The following is a 17,394-nucleotide window of genomic DNA, read 5'->3' as shown; positions in this document are numbered from 1 at the left end:
CCGGATTTGTCATAAGGGAAGTAAAGTCAAACTGCCGAACACTGGCGGCAACCCTTTGCGTTTTGATTAAAGATGTACCATTGTATAATTTGAGTTCATACTGAGAAGCATTGGCTACTCCATACCATTGAATCATATTGCCGTTCCAGGAAGGTTTTTGAACCTGTTCAAGAGAAGGCATTGAATAAATTCCAGTAACCATGACATCATCGATATAGAACCCTGAATAAGTATTTGAATAGTCAGAGTTTAAACCAAATCGAACGCGAAAGTTTGGTACGGCATAGGAACTGTCAATATCAATCTCCTGTTTATCCCAATCCTGATTGAGCGTTCCGTGATTACTATAGACACGCTCCCAAGACTGACCGCCATCTTTACTAACTTCTACAGTTATAAAATCAAAATAAGATTCTGTCTTTGCGTATTGCATCCAACTTAAGGTAATGGGTGAAGTGAAATTTTTTAAGTTAATATTAGGAGAAACAATAAAACTATCTTCATTAGTGTAATAGTTTCCGTCCAAATTGGTAGCCCAGACCTTGGTTCCTGAATATGCGGAACCAGGACCTGAATTGGGCGTTCCCCACTCCCATGATGAATTGACACCAGATGCAGTAAAGTTTCCATTATTTCTTTCAAAATTTTCAAAGTAGGCGATCCCTTTTCTGTTCTCATCAGATGGCAGCGAGGGTAGTCCGTCCTCATAATTTGTTTTATCACCAATCGCTTGAACTGTTACAGAATATAAACCTGGGTTTGCCATTTGGGAAGCATAGTTAACTTGGCGAACACTGGAGTTAACTCGCTGCGTACTAACCGTTGTGGCTCCATTATATAATTTGACTTCATACTGTAAAGCGTTGGTAACTCCTGTCCATTGAATAATATCACCGTTCCAGGTCGGCTTTTGAACTTGACTCAGTGTTGGTAAAGTTGGTCTCATCCAGGTAAAATTCAACCTGGGTGTTGTTATGTTATTTGCCGTATCCGTTACATTAACTCCATTTTCCTTCATGTATGAAACGATTTGATCTACTGTGGAGTTTGGGTATTTTTGTTTTACCAGTGTAAATCCACCTGCTACCTGAGGTGTAGCCATAGACGTACCAGACATGGAAGTATATCCGCCTCCAGGTATAGAGGAATACACGAGATACCCTGGTGCTAATAAATCTAGGAAACTGGCACTATTAGAAAAACTAGCAACACTATCACTATTATTAGTAGCTCCAACACTTATCACAGAGGAGATACATGCCGGTGCACTAATTGAACTTTTATAGTATTCATTCCCTGATGCCGCAATTGTAGCAATGCCTACACTTTTTAGGTTATCTACAATACTTTTTATACTAGAATATGTATAATCACAAGCATAATAAAAGCTTCCTCCACCTAAGCTGAGATTAATGGCGGAAATATCATATTCGTTTCTTAATAAATAGACTCGCTCTAATCCCTTTAATAAATCTGAAAAAGTACCATTACCATTATCCGCTAATACTTTAATAGCCATAATATTGGCATTTTTGGCTATACCTGAAAACCATGTTCCATTACCAGTGGCTATTCCTGCTACATGTGTTCCGTGCCCTTCTGTATCAACAGCTGAACCTGGCCCAGTCGATTCTGAGTATCCTGAACAAAGCCATTTAGAGCTGAAACATGCCTCATAGACGACTTTATTTTGTAAAAAGGGATGGTTTTTATCTACCCCCGTATCGAGGATGGCAACGGTCTTTCCTTGCCCGGTATAACCTGCCGACCATGCTTTTTCTGTATCCATGACACCATTTGTTTGATAAAGCTGCGGGCTCAATTCATTATCAACTTCATTTGCCGTTTCTTTTATAATACTTTTGGAAATGACCCCATCTTCCGTAATATTTTTTACTTTGTTGTTTTTTAATAATGCCTTAAGCCCTTCAGTATCCACCTCTAATGCCATATAGGGGATGGTTTTAAAATTGGAGATATTTTTAGCTGCATTAGGGCCCTTGTTATGTAAATCTTCTATAACAGCATCTTGTGCTTCTTTTATTTTGTTTTTTTGTTTAGTCTTTAAGCTTTTTGACATTAGGCCTTCGGGTGTAAATTGTTCATCCAATTCAACTATTACTCTAATAGTCCCGCCTTTATTTTTAGTTATCTTCTGTTCAAGATTATTTAGTAGTTTTATAGTCTTACTAGCATCGTTTTTGTGCTGATCATTACTGCTGGCTTGTACACTGATTTGAAATTCTGGCAATAATAGGCACAAGATCATTGTGATAAAAAAGTATCTTTTTAGAATTTTCCCCATTCAAAACTTCCTTTCCCTTTTTTTATCTATTAATAAAAATAATATTTTCTAATCACCACACCCTTTAAATCCATGCATACTGTAGTCCTCTTTGTTTGTTGAATATAGGTATTTTCACCTAGGTAATTATATCATTTTTCCATTTATATGATTGTTTTATTTTTTTGAATAAAACCGTGCCTGGCACGTTTTGAAAAGAAGGTAAGAAAGGGCGATACTAATTTATGTATCGCACTTTTTAAAAAGAAATCTTATCAAGTTACGTTTTCCAGATATAATTGCAAAAAATTCTGCCACTCTTCCAACACCAGCCGAGTAAGGTTAGAGTACAATTTTTAATTTCCTATGCCACCAATGGCACCACTCGAGTTTTGTCGAATAATTGATAAAGTTCTAGAAAATGGTACTATTGATTTGTAGCTCCGTATTTACCCTAAAACTCTCTATGAATACAACACAAGGGATTTAGCAGATGAATTATGTAACATCGATAGAGGAGACAAAAGCAGGATTGGCCAGCTGACACCATTTGATGGAATGCCCGCTAGACGGACCAAAATTTTAAAAAGGAAAGAATGATTACCATGTACAATAGTGTAGAAGATTTAATCCAGCACCCGGTATTTTACTTTTTTTCAGAGATTTCAAAGATTCCAAGAGGATCCGGGAATGAAAAAGCAATAAGTGATTATTTAGTTCAGTTTGCAAAAGAACGTCATTTGGAAGTGATACAGGATGCGGCTTTAAATGTCATCATCAAAAAGCCTGCCAGCCCTGGATATGAGCATGTACCGACCTTGGTTATCCAAGGACATATGGATATGGTATGTGAAAAAAATCAGGGGACAGTTCATGATTTTGAAAAGGACCCTATTCAGTTGAGAATCGTAGAAGATATGCTTTATGCAACAGATACTACATTAGGAGCTGATAATGGAGTGGCTGTTGCCTATGCTCTGGCCTTATTGGATGCTGAAGATATCCCGCACCCCGCCCTGGAAGTTGTGATTACGACAGAGGAAGAGACAACGATGGGCGGAGCTTTAGCTGTAGATCCAGCGAACTTTGAGGGGAAGATCCTGATTAATATTGATTCGGAAGAAGACCATAAGTTATTAGTTAGCAGCGCCGGCGGGATCAAAACAACGCAAATCCTGCCAATTGTTTGGGAAGAGGCTCCGAAAAACACAATGGCCTATTCTCTTAGTGTCAAAGGATTAAAAGGCGGGCACTCTGGAATGTCCATTCATAAGGGAAGAGGCAATTCCAATAAAATTATGGGGAGAATCTTAGCAGGCCTAGCAGATGATGTCCCCTATTTCTTGCAGCAGATAAACGGCGGGGCAGCCACCAATGCGATTCCACGGGAAACAGATGCGGTTATTTTAGCAGCTGAAAACTCTATTGAAAAATTAGAAGCTAAGATCCAGGAATGGAATACTATTTTACAAAACGAGCTAAAGACGTCTGATCCTGGGGTACATATTAGCTTACATAAAGTGGAGCCAGAGGTTACGAATGTTTTTTCAGAGCAAACAAAACAGAAAGCTATTACTTCACTGCTGCTGATTCCAAACGGCATTCAAACCATGAGTATGGACATTGAGGGACTGGTGGAGAGTTCGACCAACTTAGGTGTGGTCACTACTACGGATACAGAGCTGCTTTTAGAAAGCGATGCAAGAAGTGCGGTTAAAAGTTTAAAAGAAGATATCGTCAGACGTGCCAGCTTAGTAGCGGAAACGCTTGGCTGCTCATTCAAAACGGAAAACGATTATCCAGAGTGGCCTTATAATCCTGATTCAAAGATTCGTAAGGTATTTGAAAAGGTGCATCGGGAGAAATACAACAAGGATGCGGAGATTATTGCCGTCCATGCCGGCATCGAGTGCGGTATCTTCATCGATAAAATCCCGGGACTGGACGCGATTTCAATCGGGCCAGATATGTACAATGTCCATACACCAAATGAACACTTAAGCATACCTTCAACCATTAATAACTGGGAGTACTTCCTCTCCGTTTTAATGGAAATGAAATCATTTGATTGGAAGGAATAGTTCCATTCGTCCGGTGATCACATCCTGAAGCTTATCGAAGGTATGAAGTAAACGGAACGGATTACTCTGATTCATCTAGATGCCAGAGTAATCCGTTTATCTTATTACCAAGGAATGAAAGTGAATTAATAGGTAACATCTTTTAAATAGACTTTTCCTCCACCCCTCAAAACTTCTTCATAAACAGCTCCCCCATACCCCTTTCTCATTAAATTCTAATCTTACTCTCAAAGAGTTCTCATTTTTAAAGCGTATTGTTATATACATCGGAAGTAAGAAAGCAAAGTAAGACGTGCTTAATTAATTGAGGAGGTTAGGGTTATGTTTGAAAATATAGAAGTAAAGAAAATGTTTGAAGGTCAGTTTCATGAATGCCGACAGTTTAAGGTAAGCATTAGAGGAAAGAATTATGCTGGACTTTTAAAAGATAAAGAAATTCAATGGTTTCATCCACATCCAAAAAATAAACTTGAAAAATCACATATTCGTGCGATTGAATTAAAGGTTCAAGATTTATTAAATTAATCAAACAAGAAGCTTACTCATTTGGCTGTTGAGCGACGGCCCTTTGAGTAAGCTTTTTACTTAATTAAAAGAAATATGGGTAAAAATGGATTATTATATAAACGACAATTTTTTATTTGAAAAATTAGACAATGTTTTCATAGCTGTAATAGACGTGAATTCAAACAAACGTTTAATTGATGTTGAAAAAGAAAGAAAACTGCAGATTCAGTTCATTTTGCTCGAATTTCATCATTTCTTGGGGAATAATGTATCTTCTTTCGATATTTTAGGTTTTGTAATCTTCCGAAAATAATTATAATATCTATTTAAAAGGATAGTTATGTCACATCAGGAAGGTTCTGAGTAATAGTGCAACGGTATGAATGCAGTAGTTTAGAATTTGGTGTTCCAGCATGATGAAGGAAAAACGCATTTATTATGGCTGGTATATCGTTATATTCGCTTCCATTATCGTGTTGCTTTCGATGGGAATGCGAATGGGGATCGGGCCATTTATCCATCCCATTATGGAAGATTTAAAATTGTCACGAACCGAAATTTCGCTCATCGTTTCCGTGGGTATGATTTTTTATGGGGTTGGGATGCCATTGGCAGGAATCCTTTTAAAAGCTTTTAATACCCGAATTGTGTTGTTGATTGGGCTGACGACGGTTTGTTTATCGATTGTCTGGACGGTTTATGCCAAAGGGATGGTTTCCTTTCTGCTTTCTTATGGTGTGCTGCTGTCGATTGGGCTTGCTTTTTTAAGCAGCATTACATTATCGCCGATTGTCAGCAAATGGTTTGTCCGCCAAAGAGGGAAGGCGCTTTTTTATTTGACGACCGGTGGAATGGCGGGTCTGGCCGTGATGACGCCCGTCGAAACATGGCTGATTGACCTTGTTGGCTGGCAGAATACACTGCTAGTATTTGGCGGAGTCTTTATCTGTATTGTGCTGCCCTCCGCGCTTTTTATTATGCACGAGGATGTGCCGGAAGAGGCTGATGGGCCCGGTGCAGTCGTTGGGAAGGAAAGACCTGCAGCCCCGGCTGATCTCACATGGAAGGATGCTTTAAAGACCATAACTTATTGGAAAATTGTTTTTGGCTTATTTGCTTGTGGCTTTGGGATGAATTTATTGGGATCCCACGGGGTGCCGATGTTGATGGATCATCATTTTGCGCCAATGACCGCTTCTCTTGGCGTGGGGCTGATTGGGATTGTTGCGATTTTTGGATCCTTGTTCTTGGCCCAGCTCGCTGATCGTTTTCCGCGAAAATATATATTGTTTTTAGTGTATGTTGTCCGCGGCTTGGGATTTTTCGGCCTTGTTTACTCAGCGGCTAATTGGCAGCTATTTTTGGTTTCTTTTATCGGAGGTTTGGCATGGTCCGGTTCCGTGGCGATGTCCACGGCGATTTTAGGTGATCTATATGGCGTGCGGTTACTAGGAATTTTAAATGGATTGGCTTATTTTATCGGGCATCAAGTTGGAGCCGCCATCGGTTCATTTCTAGGCGGCTGGGGATACGAAGTGTTTGGAACTCATATCATTTCGTTCAGTGCAGCGGGCATCTTAGCGCTGCTTGCCAGTTTCGCCTCCATCACATTACCTCAAAATCTATCATTCTCTAAGCAGGTATTCGGGGTGAAACAAAGGGAAGGTTCTTCTGTTTCTAAATGAAACAGAGGAACCTTCCTTGTGTTTTAATTAAAGGCTGCTAAACCACCCAAACTTTGAAATCCTGTTGCGCTTTCTGTTCCTACGTAAGACCAAAACCCGGTTGCGGGATCAATAGTGATTAAGCGGCCTCCATCGACTAAACTTGTAGCAGTTCCGCCAAAAAGGACTCCATTACAAAATTGCAGGCTAACCACGCCAGCGCCTGGAACGGTTCCATCTGGGTTTTCAATTGATGTTAAGAAGGTAGCGGTGCCATTGTTCGTATCAATTGTGTATAGCCCAGGCATTCCTGCAGATGTGCGAAAATTTACAGCACCATAAAGTGTTCCCGTTTCGTTAAATGCAATTGCCTCCATTCCTTCAATTGTACAGAAACCGCCGCCTGTACTAGGAATCGTGACATCAGTACAGGTTCCAAAGGGTCCAACAATGGTTGGCGATGCGGTATTCTTGTCGATAATCACTAGATGGTCTGCTCCAGATCCAAAACTATTTGCTAAATTTACAGCAGCAAATAACGTGCCATCACTTCTAAAATCCATTCCCCCTATACTTGCTAGGCCTAAACCGGTGTTTCCAACCAAAGTGGCTGCACCAGTGTTGGGATTGACTGTGTAAAGATTTGAATTATTACCACCTTGCCCAGCATACATGATACCGGTAGTAGGATCGATTGCAAGTGATGGAGCAAAAAGAAACCCTAAATTTCCTATAATTGTTCCTGCACCTGTTGTGGTATCAACGGTTATAAGGGTTCCTTGGTTCGCGATCGTGCCAAATAGTTCAGTACACATTGGTCGTATACCCAATCTACAAAACTCCTCTCCAAAATAGACATAAACAAGCTCTGAGTCCTTACATCATATGGAAGAATGCGTTTAGTTGAAACAACAATTGACTATAAATGGTATTCTAAATTTAATAGAAACTAGAGGCGTTATGGGTGCATCAATAAAAGTATTGCTTTATTTTTGGAGGAAAAAATGATTCAAATACAGAATAAGCAAGAAAAGCTGATAATTGTAGTTCATGAAATCTATGGAATGAATCAATTTATGGAAAGTGTTTGTAAGAGGTTATCAGAACAAGGGGATTTTGATATGATCTGTCCGAACTTATTAGGATCTCCGCAGCCTTATGATTATTTTGAGGAAGAGGCTGCATATCGGCATTTTATGGAGAACGTGGGGTTTACCCATGCATCGCAGAAAATAAAAGATATTTTATCGGATGTTAAAAATGAATACCAGCAGATCTTTATTGTTGGATTTAGTGTGGGGGCAACGGTCGCTTGGTTGTGCAGTGAGGAGGATGGTCTCACTGGGATTGTGGGTTATTATGGTTCGAGGATAAGGGATTTTAAAGAGATCACGCCGCAAAGTCCAGTTATTTTATTTTTTCCTCAAGTAGAAAATTCCTTTGACGTTGACGCTTTGATTTCATACTTGGATGGAAAAAATGTCGAGATTCATAAATTTAAAGGAAAACATGGATTTAGCGACCCATTCTCTCCTAATTATGATGCTGTGTTGGCGGAAACGGCCTTCGCTAAGCTGCTCAACTTTTTAGAAAAAGAGAAAAACTGAATGGTAAATCGCCATCCCCTTCAAAAAAGAAAAGAGAAACTGGAAGTTAACTACTGACAGTTTAACTTTTTTAAAAAATGAAAGCGCCTCCACTACTAAATGTAGTGAGGAGAGATGTGGCGGAAAAGAAAAAATAATAATGATAAGGGGAAGGACGACTGTTAGTAAGCAGAATCCAGAAACTGAGTTCAAAACAGCTGGGGTGATGTTTACATAATATTTACCTGTTTTTGTAATAAACTTAATAATTCGATGATAAGCTAATAGGTGGCTAAAATGGGGGAGGAAAAGATTTATGAGAATAAAACATGTGTTAATCGGCTTATCGGCCTTTTGTATGATGGTACCAAGCTATACGTCATCTGCAGAAGCCAATAGTAATGCAGCAAAAAAAGATACAACTAGTATAGTAGCAGATTGGAAGTTTTCAAAAGAACATGTGAAAAGCGGTACAATTGATCACGGTAATATCATCATTGAAGATGTAAGTAAAAATGGGAATGATTTAGAATTAGTGACAGTTGGAGATTCATCTTCACCAGAATTGGAAGGGATAATGAAATGGTCTAGTGATAATTATCATAATCTAGCAGATGTAGAGAGCTTACAATTCTCTAATGATAAAAAAGCTTCCGTGGGCAGATATTTAAAAACTATCCAGAATGCACCAATTAATTCGGAGGAATTTGAGAAGGGATTTACCATTGAGGCCATTTTTAAATTACCAAGTAATTTTAATAGCAGCTCACATAGCTGGATGGGGATTTTAACAAGGCAAGGACAGGGTGCGGACCTAAATAAAATGGATGGCGAGAAAGAAATCCTGACAACCTTATCTGTTTCTAATGATAAAGAAATTCAATGGACAAGCCATCCATCTAACCTTAGCTATAATGTGACGAATTGGTCTCGGTCTTTAAAAAATGAATGGTATCATTTGGCAGTAGTAAATGACGGGCAAACGACGACTTTAACGGTTAACGGAGTTAGCGATTACGGGAAATCGATTGAGGTCAAAGGAATTGCTGCGGTAGATGGGGAAGGCTGGAATATTGGGGCATCTGAGTGGGGAAATGAATTGGATACATTATTTGCAGGCAACATCCAAGAAATCCGAATTGCCAATAAGGCTTTGAGTGAAAAGGAATGGCTTATTCCGGATGCACGTGATGATCAGCCGGTCGAAGGAACCAATGATAACATTTCATTTTTGATAAATAAAAATAATTATAATTTCCTTTTTGTCCCGGATACACAAAAATACGCAAATTTTAATCCGGAGATTTTTACTAGCCAGATGAATTGGATTGCTAAAAATACCAAGAAAAACAATATAGCCATGAACGCATTTGTGGGAGATATTGTCGATAGCAATACCGAAGAACAATGGAAAAATTCCCTTGAGGCTATATCCTATTTAGATAAAAAAGAAATCCCTTATATCATGGCGGCAGGAAATCACGATTATGCAAACGGAGACCCTTTCTTAACTTATTATGGATCGCAGCGTTTTATGGATAAAGAGTATTATAAAGGATCTTCTCCTTCAGGCTATGGTTCTTATTCCATAGTTAAGGCAGGCAGCTATGAATACTTATTTTTAATTGTTGATATGAAAAATCTCGATAAAGACTTAGAGTGGTCGAAAAACGTCTTAAATCAACACAAAGAAAAACCTGCCATCATCGTTTCTCATGATGTGATTTATCCAGAGACGGTTGATCATAAAACGGTTGCAGTTGAGTCGAGCAGAGGTAAAAAAATCTGGACTGAACTTGTAAATGAAAACAATCAAGTATTCATGACAGTAAATGGGCATTATTTCGGGATTGCCCATCAAGTTAAACAGAACGCTGCAGGAAACGATGTCATTCAAATGCTTGTCAACTACCAGGCGGACTATCGAGGGGGAAATGGCTGGCTCAGACTTGTAGAATTTGATGAAGCGAAAAACAAACTATTTTTCCGCACCTACTCACCATTTCTAGACGAAATGTCAAAGAAAGAAAGAACATATGTTGATTACAAGTATTTAACAAATGAGTATAACTTATTTGACTTGGATTTCAATTTTAAGGAGAGATTTGACCTTAAGTAGCGAACGGGTTGTATGGATGACGTTACAAGTATTTGATTTACTATTTTTATAGCTTTGGAGTCATTTAATAAAAAATGAGACTCAAAAAAGGAGATTGACATGATGAAGGGTAAACTAAAAACCTTAATTGGCGGTTCGATTGCTGTGCTCGTTCTGTCGCAGAGTATAATGGCGGTGTCAGCTGATTCAAAAAACCGTAATACGGATGCTGGGAAGTGGATGTCTGGCGAGTACCATGTCCATACCATACAGTCTAATGATGTGACAGAGCCTTTTATGAAGCTGGAAAATATACTGAACGCTGCTTTTCGTGAGGATATTAACCAATTTCCTGCTGAAACGGTTGTAAACTTAACCTACGGCAAGCCTCATGATTTTATTATGCTGGCCGACCATTTACGGAATTCGCCGCGAGATCCAGATGGTCATGACAAACCTACCGCACGCTGGGAAGCCATTCAAGATCAGCAGGCAAAGATTGAAAAACTTCAGGCTGCTGGGAAATATACTGAAAAGTTGATCTATCCTGGTTTTGAGTGGGACATGATGGGATTGGATCATGCATCAGTGGCTATTCTTGATTCAAAAAATGATACGGTACCGATTGATGCAATTCGTCAATTTGAATGGTTGTACAGTTACGATACAACTAAGGATAGGTTTAAATCAAATGAAGCTGAACAATGGGGTGAGAAACCCACGAAGAATGAGCTGAAGTCAGACAAGAACAAAACGTTTGAAGCGATTGCATGGCTAAGGGACAATTATCCTGACAGCTTTGTCTTACCGAACCATCCATCTAGGCACAATGGTGGCGGCGACGTAGTTACTATAGAAGATCTCCGTAAGATGAATGATATTGCACCAGAAATCGTCTTTGGTATGGAAGGCATGCCGGGAAATCAGATGGCTGCCAGTTATAACCGATCAGAGCTATCGGATATCTATGGCGGTGCCGATGTAATGGTCGCAAAGGTTGGGGGAATGTGGGATGCGATGCTTGGGGAAGGCCGGCACTTTTGGAATTTTACCAATTCGGACTTTCATTTCAAAGTGAGCACTAACCGGAAATACTCCAGTGGCTACTGGCCTAGCGAATACTCAAGAAATTACACGTGGGTTGAAGGCGATGCTTTCAAGGATGTTGTTGATGGTTTGCGTTCTGGTAAATCCTTCTCCGTAAATGGCGACCTTATTAACGCGCTGGATTTTAAGGTGAGCGGAAAGAAGCAGGAAGCTGAGATGGGCGAAGATTTGCAAGTGTCTAAGGGTGATCAAACGACTATAACCATTCGCTTTAGAAGTCCAGAGTATAATAACTATGCACCTATTACCGCTCATGAAACTTCTGTTACGAACAAGGTCAAGGTCGATCATATTGATTTAATTTCCGGTGAGGTTACAGGCAAGGTTGATGAAAGTCAATATGCCAGTAATATAACGAATGATACGACTAAAGTCGTCAAGCGCTTTACTCAGAAAGACTGGGGAAAACCGGATAAAGATGGCTATTATACGTTATCTTACAAAGTGAAGGCTGATACTGACAGATATTATCGCTTGCGAGGTACAAACCTCGGCACCAATGTGGAAGGCTATATGAGTATCGGTGAGCCGATAAAGGATCAATCCTTTGACTATGATGGAACACCGACACCAGAGGAAAATGAAGCACGTTTCAACAACATCAATGACCGTAACTATACTAGTATGTGGTTTTATTCTAATCCAATTTTTGTTGATGTAATAGGGAAAAATGCATCTAAATAGATTCAAATGATCTAGAAACCATGCGGATTTTATCAAAGACTACTATATTGTAAAGAACAGCTTGCTTTCTCGGCATCTGTTCTTTTTTATTTGTTTTAAAAAAGCCGCCTCATTGGATTTAATCTCTTGGACCGGTGAACTCTTACATATTAAAAATAAATCCAGCACCACTAAAACTAAACAGAACAGATGTTTTGTTGTAGAATGAATATAGTGAGTTTTTGAAAGTACATAATCATTTATAAAAGGTGGAATTACTATTGAACGGAACAGCACATGCAGCAATTGGAGCAGCAACCGGGTTTATCGTGGCTAATACTCTAGATACCTCTCCATCTGCCACTCTAATTTTAATAGGATTGGGCGGGGTTTCAGCGTTGGTCCCTGATCTTGACATTGATGGAAAGCTACGTGACAAAATCACATTTTCCCATCAGGTGATTCAGCTGGTGGCCCAGTTAATTGGGATTTTGATGGTTATTTATAGTTTTTTTGAAGGCGCTGCGACAGAGAAATGGATTGGAATGGGGATCGGCTTGGTGATGATGCTTGTTTCAGCGAAAATCAAGCAGAAGCATATGTTATCGATTACCGGAATCGGTGTTCTTTTGGGCGGGGTCTCATTACAAGAGGTATGGCTGATCCTGCTAGGAATCTATATTTTAATCGCCTCTTTTGTTTCCCACCGCAGTTACACCCATTCGATCTTGGGAGTCCTTTTCTTCGGAATGATCGCTTCTAGGTTAGAAGCATCACTCGGGATTGACGGTGTTTATTATACCTGCCTTGCCGGATACATTAGCCATCTAATGGCCGATTTAAAAATACTGCCGTTTAACAAACGGGGCGTTAAGTTGTTTCTGCCGATTTCATCAAAAGAAATATAGGAAGCAGGGGAAGTTTCCCTTTTCTATTGATAAGACAGTTTTCGACCTGTTTTTCAGGTATTTGGTATCAAACATAAGATTCATGCAGGCCCAACCCATATTTAAACAAACCTTTAATGTACGTTGGAAAAAGGGAGAATTTGTTGAATGATATAGTTTAGCACGAATTGAATCATTTTCTGGGGAATAATGCACTTTTTTCTGAGGAATTTTAAACGATAAACTGACAAAATATTTATTGTTAGATTTGTAAAAGGGTTGATCTGGAAATAATTCTAAAGAATTCATATAAACGTTTGTATGGTTTTCATTTTTAGAAAATATGCAAGAAAATAGCGGCGGCTTACAGACTGCCGCTCGTTCCCAGAACATAATAAAGAAATAGGTAGCTTCAATAAATAATTTAAAAAATTTAACTAACGTACTGTTTGCTGGAGCATAAAATGAAGTTATGAAGGAAGGTGGAGATATTTGGCTTTAGGGAGGTGTTCAACATAACCAATATACATGAAGTGGAAAACGTCCTTGCAAGCATGAATCATCAGCTAGCACGTAAATGGCTGAAAAACGATTTGATTAAAAGGAGTCTGGCTGTAAGTTTCGATTATTGGTTAGAAGACACAGGTATCCCGATGACATTAGAGCAGTTTGTCCAACAGTATCTAGAACTTGCTCCTGATCTTGGAGGAATATTCTCAGCAGATATTGAAATAGATGATTCTCTTTAAAACAAGGAGCCAAAATCTTTAGCGTATGATGAGTAAAACATGGGGAGGGCCCTTCTGCTTTATGGGCCCTCCCCATGTTTTGTTATTAAATTTTGTAATTTTCGAACAGTTAGTGATAGTATTTATGTAAAAGGGTCGTGGTGGGAAAGTTTGGAAGGTTATTGTACATGGTAGTATTTTTTAAAAATAAAATTGAAATTAGGGGTTATGGTAGGATTCATTCTAGAATAGGCAACTTAAAATTTTCCGGTATCGTTAGGAGTTGTTAATGTGGTTGATCAGAAAGCGCTTTTTATTTCGGGTGAGGACGGTTATCATTCTTATCGCATCCCATCTTTGCTTGTGACTGAAAAGGGCACGGTTCTGGCCTTTTGTGAGGCTAGAAAGAACGGGTCGGGTGATGCTGGTGAGATTGATATTGTTCTAAGGAGAAGCCATGATAATGGCGAGACTTGGGAGCCTTTTTCTGTGATTGTAAAGGATGGCACGAATACAGTTGGAAATCCTTGCCCAGTACAGGATAAGGAAACGGGAATCATTTGGCTGATCTATTGCCGTAATGCAGAAGAAGCTCATGAGGTAGATATTCTAGCTGGTAAGGGTGTAAGAGAGGTATTTGTGACAAAAAGTGAAGATGACGGAATGACATGGAGCGTGCCAAGGGATATTTCGGAAGATGTGAAACGTTCAAATTGGACATGGTATGCAGCCGGCCCGTGCCACGCAATTCAGCTTCAGAGCGGCCGCTTGTTAGTTGCTTGCAATCATGCAGTTCTTAATTCAGAAACTGAACAATCAGGTCCATATGCCGCACATGTTATCTATAGTGATGACCATGGTGAGAGTTGGGAAATCGGCGGAATTGTCGGCCCATTCACAAATGAATGTGCTGTGGCTGAACTTCCTGATGGAACCGTCTATATCAATATGAGAAGCTACCATGGAAAAAATCAACGAGCATCTGCCTGGAGTAACGACGGGGGATTAACATGGTCAGATATTATCCTTAATGAGGATTTGATTGAGCCGGTTTGTCAAGGCAGTGTAATTGAGGATGGTGAAGGCGGACTCTTGTTCTCCAATCCAGCTAGTCTAAAACGGGAAAATTTGCAGATTAAAAGCAGTTATGACGGTGGACGCAGCTGGGTAGTTCAACAGGAAGTTTATTCTGGTCCAGCAGCTTATTCAGACTTGGCCATTACTAAAAATAGGGTGCTATGTTTGTATGAATGCGGCAAGGAACATAGCTATGAAACTATAAAGCTTGCCAGCTATCCTAAAGAGCTTCTTACTAGGAAGTAAGGGTCCCAAGTTCTCTTGCTTTCTTCTGCTATCTTCTGCTAGTAAAAAGCAGAAGATATGCAGGGCCCTATGCTTCCACAATAAGAGGCTGCAAACGAGCTGCTTTTTTGGCAGCCTGTTTTTCAAGAGAGAATTTGGAGCGAGCTGAAGACGGAATTTCATCATGATTCGATGGCCCAAAGCTGGGAATTAGGCCGCTGCGGAAAATTTTATGCTTAATCTGTCATAAATTTATAGCGTAACACCGCAGCGAGGCCGGCCCCGTGTTTGAATTCGCCAATTTTAATCAATGTTTTTAATTCTTCCATGGACAGCGTATGTAATTTAATTTGCTCGCTGTTTTCTAGTTTTTGTTCGGCAGGCACTAGCCCAGCAGCCGCAAACAAGAAGATTTCCTCTGTTGTTGAGCCTGGCGACGGATAGAAGCTGCCTAGTTCAAGCCAATGCTCGGCTGTATAGCCTGTCTCTTCCTCAAGCTCTCTTTTCGCCGTTTCCAGCGGGGAATGATCTGGCTTATCAATCATGCCGGCGGGCAGCTCCCATTGCCAGCTCTTGAATGCGTGGCGATATTGCTTTAAACAAATAACCTTTGCATCCTCAGTAATCGGGAGAACGCAAACCCCTTTAGCAAAATCTAAATAGGAAAAAGTTTTTTCATCGCCATTCGGAAGAACAACCTCATCAACTGTCACTCCAAATCGATCCACTTTCTCTGTATGTGAAGAACGAATAGTCCATTCCATTGGATTCACCTCATAAAATTTTAATATATGTACTATTGTAGCGGATAGGGGAGTTGATTACTATTTCTCATTAAATTTTTCAAGAGGTATTAAATTAATAAACAAGAAGCTTATGAATTTTTGTTGAAATGCTGAATTATGGGGGATTGCCTTCGATAAGTGATTCCGTTACTGTAGAGAAAGGTAACAAGTTAGCTTAAAGAAAAAATAAAGAGGGAATAAGATAAAAAAGAAAATTATGCCATTGAAGGTGATCGTGTTGACTCTATTAAAAAAGCTTAATCAATATAAGACTATTCAGCTTAACCCTGCTCATAGTCTAATCTTAGGTTTTATGGCATTGATCTTTATTGGGACGTGTTTATTTATGATCCCCGCGGCGACAAAGGATCGGCATCACCTCAGCTTCATCGATGCTTTATTTGAAGCAACTTCTGCTGTTTGTGTTACAGGACTGGGGGTAGTCGATACTGGAACAACATTTACTTTGTTTGGTCAGATCATTTTGCTGCTGCTCGTTCAACTAGGCGGCTGGGGGTTTATGACGAGTGGAATTCTTACCTTCATCTTGTTAGGGAAAAAGATTGGGTTTAAACAAAGACTTCTGCTTCAACATTCCATGAATGCATTTTCACTGCAGGGGATTATCAAGCTTGTTCAAAAAGTAATTATTATTACCTTACTTGTCGAAGCTATTGGAGCCATTTTTTTAGCTATCAGATGGTCACAGGAAATGAGTATCGGAAAAGCTATTTATTATGGAATTTTTCATTCAGTTTCTGCCTTTAACAATGCGGGATTTGGGCTTGAACCGGATAATTTGAGTAAGTGGGTGGGTGATCCGACTGTAAATATTGTGATTACTTCATTATTTATCATAGGCGGGATTGGTTTTTTTGTAGTTGCAGACATTTTTGAAAAGAGGAATATAGTTAAATTCTCCCTTCACACCAAAATCGTGTTAACCGTCACATTGTTTCTTAATGTAGTAAGTACATTGCTCATTTTTGTATTAGAATCTAACAATCCTGCTACTTTAGGAAATTTGGGGACGACAGACAAATGGTGGGCGGCTTATTTTCAGGGAGTCGTTACCCGTACAGCTGGCTTTAATACTATAGATATTGGACAATTGACACCCAGTTCCCTTGTCCTTATGGTAGGATTGATGTTTATTGGTGCATCGTCCGGCTCAACAGGCGGGGGAATTAAGGTGACAACGTTTGCATTATTGCTTCTCGCTCTATGGTCGGTTTTAACAAACAAGCAAGATATAAATGTATTTAAACGAAGAGTTCCAGCCTCACAAGTATTTAGGGCTTTATCGATCGCAGTATCAAGTATGATTTTTATTTTCATCATCTTCTTTTCCCTTACGATTACCGAGAAGGGGGCAGATGTGACCGCCCTTATATTTGAAACCGTTTCTGCCTTCGGAACCGTCGGATTGAGTACAGGATTAACAGGTGATTTAAGCCCCATGGGGCGTATTTTAATCACCATCATGATGTTTATAGGAAGAGTGGGCCCATTAACAATGGCGTTCGCCCTCGCCATTCGTTCAAACAATGCATCCAAAATCCGTTACGCGGAAGAAAAGATTCTAATCGGGTAACAATAGACATAAAACAATTTGCATTGTGTAGAAAGAATTCTTTGGGACCAATAGACCCAAAGAATTTAATCAAAAAGCAGCTAAACCATGAACCGCCCCGTAAATGTT

13 protein-coding genes are annotated in these 17,394 nt (G+C 39.6%); 10 read left to right on the top strand and 3 right to left on the bottom strand.

From position 1 onward, the window contains the following. Nucleotides 1–2,305: S8 family serine peptidase (locus IE222_RS25685; protein ID WP_191277228.1), on the bottom strand; the 2,305-nt coding region annotated here is incomplete at its 3' end. Nucleotides 2,306–2,889: 584 nt separating this feature from the next. Between IE222_RS25685 and IE222_RS25680 the strand changes: the two genes are divergently transcribed. From IE222_RS25680 to IE222_RS25665, 3 genes are all read left to right on the top strand, one after another. Further along, entirely contained in the window at nt 2,890–4,365 is a 1,476-nt protein-coding gene (locus tag IE222_RS25680) for an aminoacyl-histidine dipeptidase (RefSeq protein ID WP_191277230.1), read from the top strand. 321 nt (nt 4,366–4,686) lie between these two features. Next, nucleotides 4,687–4,890, top strand: coding sequence for a hypothetical protein (locus IE222_RS25675; protein WP_191277227.1), 204 nt, complete (start codon nt 4,687–4,689; stop codon nt 4,888–4,890). Nucleotides 4,891–5,285: 395 nt separating this feature from the next. Beyond that, on the top strand, nt 5,286–6,557 hold the full coding sequence (locus tag IE222_RS25665) for an MFS transporter (protein ID WP_191277225.1): 1,272 nt from the start codon (nt 5,286–5,288) through the stop codon (nt 6,555–6,557). Between the two features lie 23 nt (nt 6,558–6,580). Here IE222_RS25665 and IE222_RS25660 read toward each other — a convergent pair whose 3' ends face one another. Then, entirely contained in the window at nt 6,581–7,366 is a 786-nt protein-coding gene (locus IE222_RS25660; RefSeq protein ID WP_191277224.1) for a hypothetical protein, read from the bottom strand. 174 nt (nt 7,367–7,540) lie between these two features. Between IE222_RS25660 and IE222_RS25655 the strand changes: the two genes are divergently transcribed. The 6 genes from IE222_RS25655 to IE222_RS25630 all read left to right on the top strand — a co-directional run bounded on the left by IE222_RS25655 (nt 7,541) and on the right by IE222_RS25630 (nt 14,928). Further along, on the top strand, nt 7,541–8,143 hold the full coding sequence (locus tag IE222_RS25655) for a dienelactone hydrolase family protein (protein ID WP_191277223.1): 603 nt from the start codon (nt 7,541–7,543) through the stop codon (nt 8,141–8,143). A gap of 295 nt (nt 8,144–8,438) precedes the next feature. Beyond that, nucleotides 8,439–10,241, top strand: a complete 1,803-nt coding sequence (locus IE222_RS25650) for a laminin G domain-containing metallophosphoesterase family protein (RefSeq protein ID WP_223282899.1) — start codon at nt 8,439–8,441, stop codon at nt 10,239–10,241. Nucleotides 10,242–10,340: 99 nt separating this feature from the next. Then, nucleotides 10,341–12,011 (top strand): S-layer protein, encoded by a 1,671-nt coding sequence (locus IE222_RS25645; RefSeq protein ID WP_223282898.1) that lies wholly within the window; start codon nt 10,341–10,343, stop codon nt 12,009–12,011. 260 nt (nt 12,012–12,271) lie between these two features. Next, a complete protein-coding gene (locus IE222_RS25640) occupies nt 12,272–12,898 on the top strand; it encodes a metal-dependent hydrolase (protein WP_191277221.1) in 627 nt (208 codons plus the stop codon). A gap of 485 nt (nt 12,899–13,383) precedes the next feature. Next, nucleotides 13,384–13,626, top strand: a complete 243-nt coding sequence (locus IE222_RS25635; RefSeq protein WP_191277220.1) for a hypothetical protein — start codon at nt 13,384–13,386, stop codon at nt 13,624–13,626. A 270-nt stretch (nt 13,627–13,896) separates the two neighbouring features. Continuing rightward, on the top strand, nt 13,897–14,928 hold the full coding sequence (locus IE222_RS25630; RefSeq protein ID WP_191277219.1) for a sialidase family protein: 1,032 nt from the start codon (nt 13,897–13,899) through the stop codon (nt 14,926–14,928). Between the two features lie 215 nt (nt 14,929–15,143). Here the strand turns inward: IE222_RS25630 and IE222_RS25625 are convergent, their stop codons facing one another. After that, nucleotides 15,144–15,671 (bottom strand): NUDIX hydrolase, encoded by a 528-nt coding sequence (locus tag IE222_RS25625; RefSeq protein WP_191277218.1) that lies wholly within the window; start codon nt 15,669–15,671, stop codon nt 15,144–15,146. 334 nt (nt 15,672–16,005) lie between these two features. Between IE222_RS25625 and IE222_RS25620 the strand changes: the two genes are divergently transcribed. Then, nucleotides 16,006–17,286 carry a TrkH family potassium uptake protein gene (locus tag IE222_RS25620; protein WP_440590023.1) on the top strand — a complete coding sequence of 427 codons (1,281 nt, stop codon included), beginning with the start codon at nt 16,006–16,008 and terminating at the stop codon, nt 17,284–17,286. The last annotated feature ends 108 nt before the right edge of the window (nt 17,287–17,394 follow it).

It is taken from the genome of Neobacillus kokaensis, from assembly GCF_014656545.1.
Taxonomy (GTDB): domain Bacteria; phylum Bacillota; class Bacilli; order Bacillales; family Cytobacillaceae; genus Neobacillus; species Neobacillus kokaensis.
The sequence above is the reverse complement of the archived record's forward strand: the minus strand, read 5'-3'. Positions and strand labels throughout refer to the sequence as shown.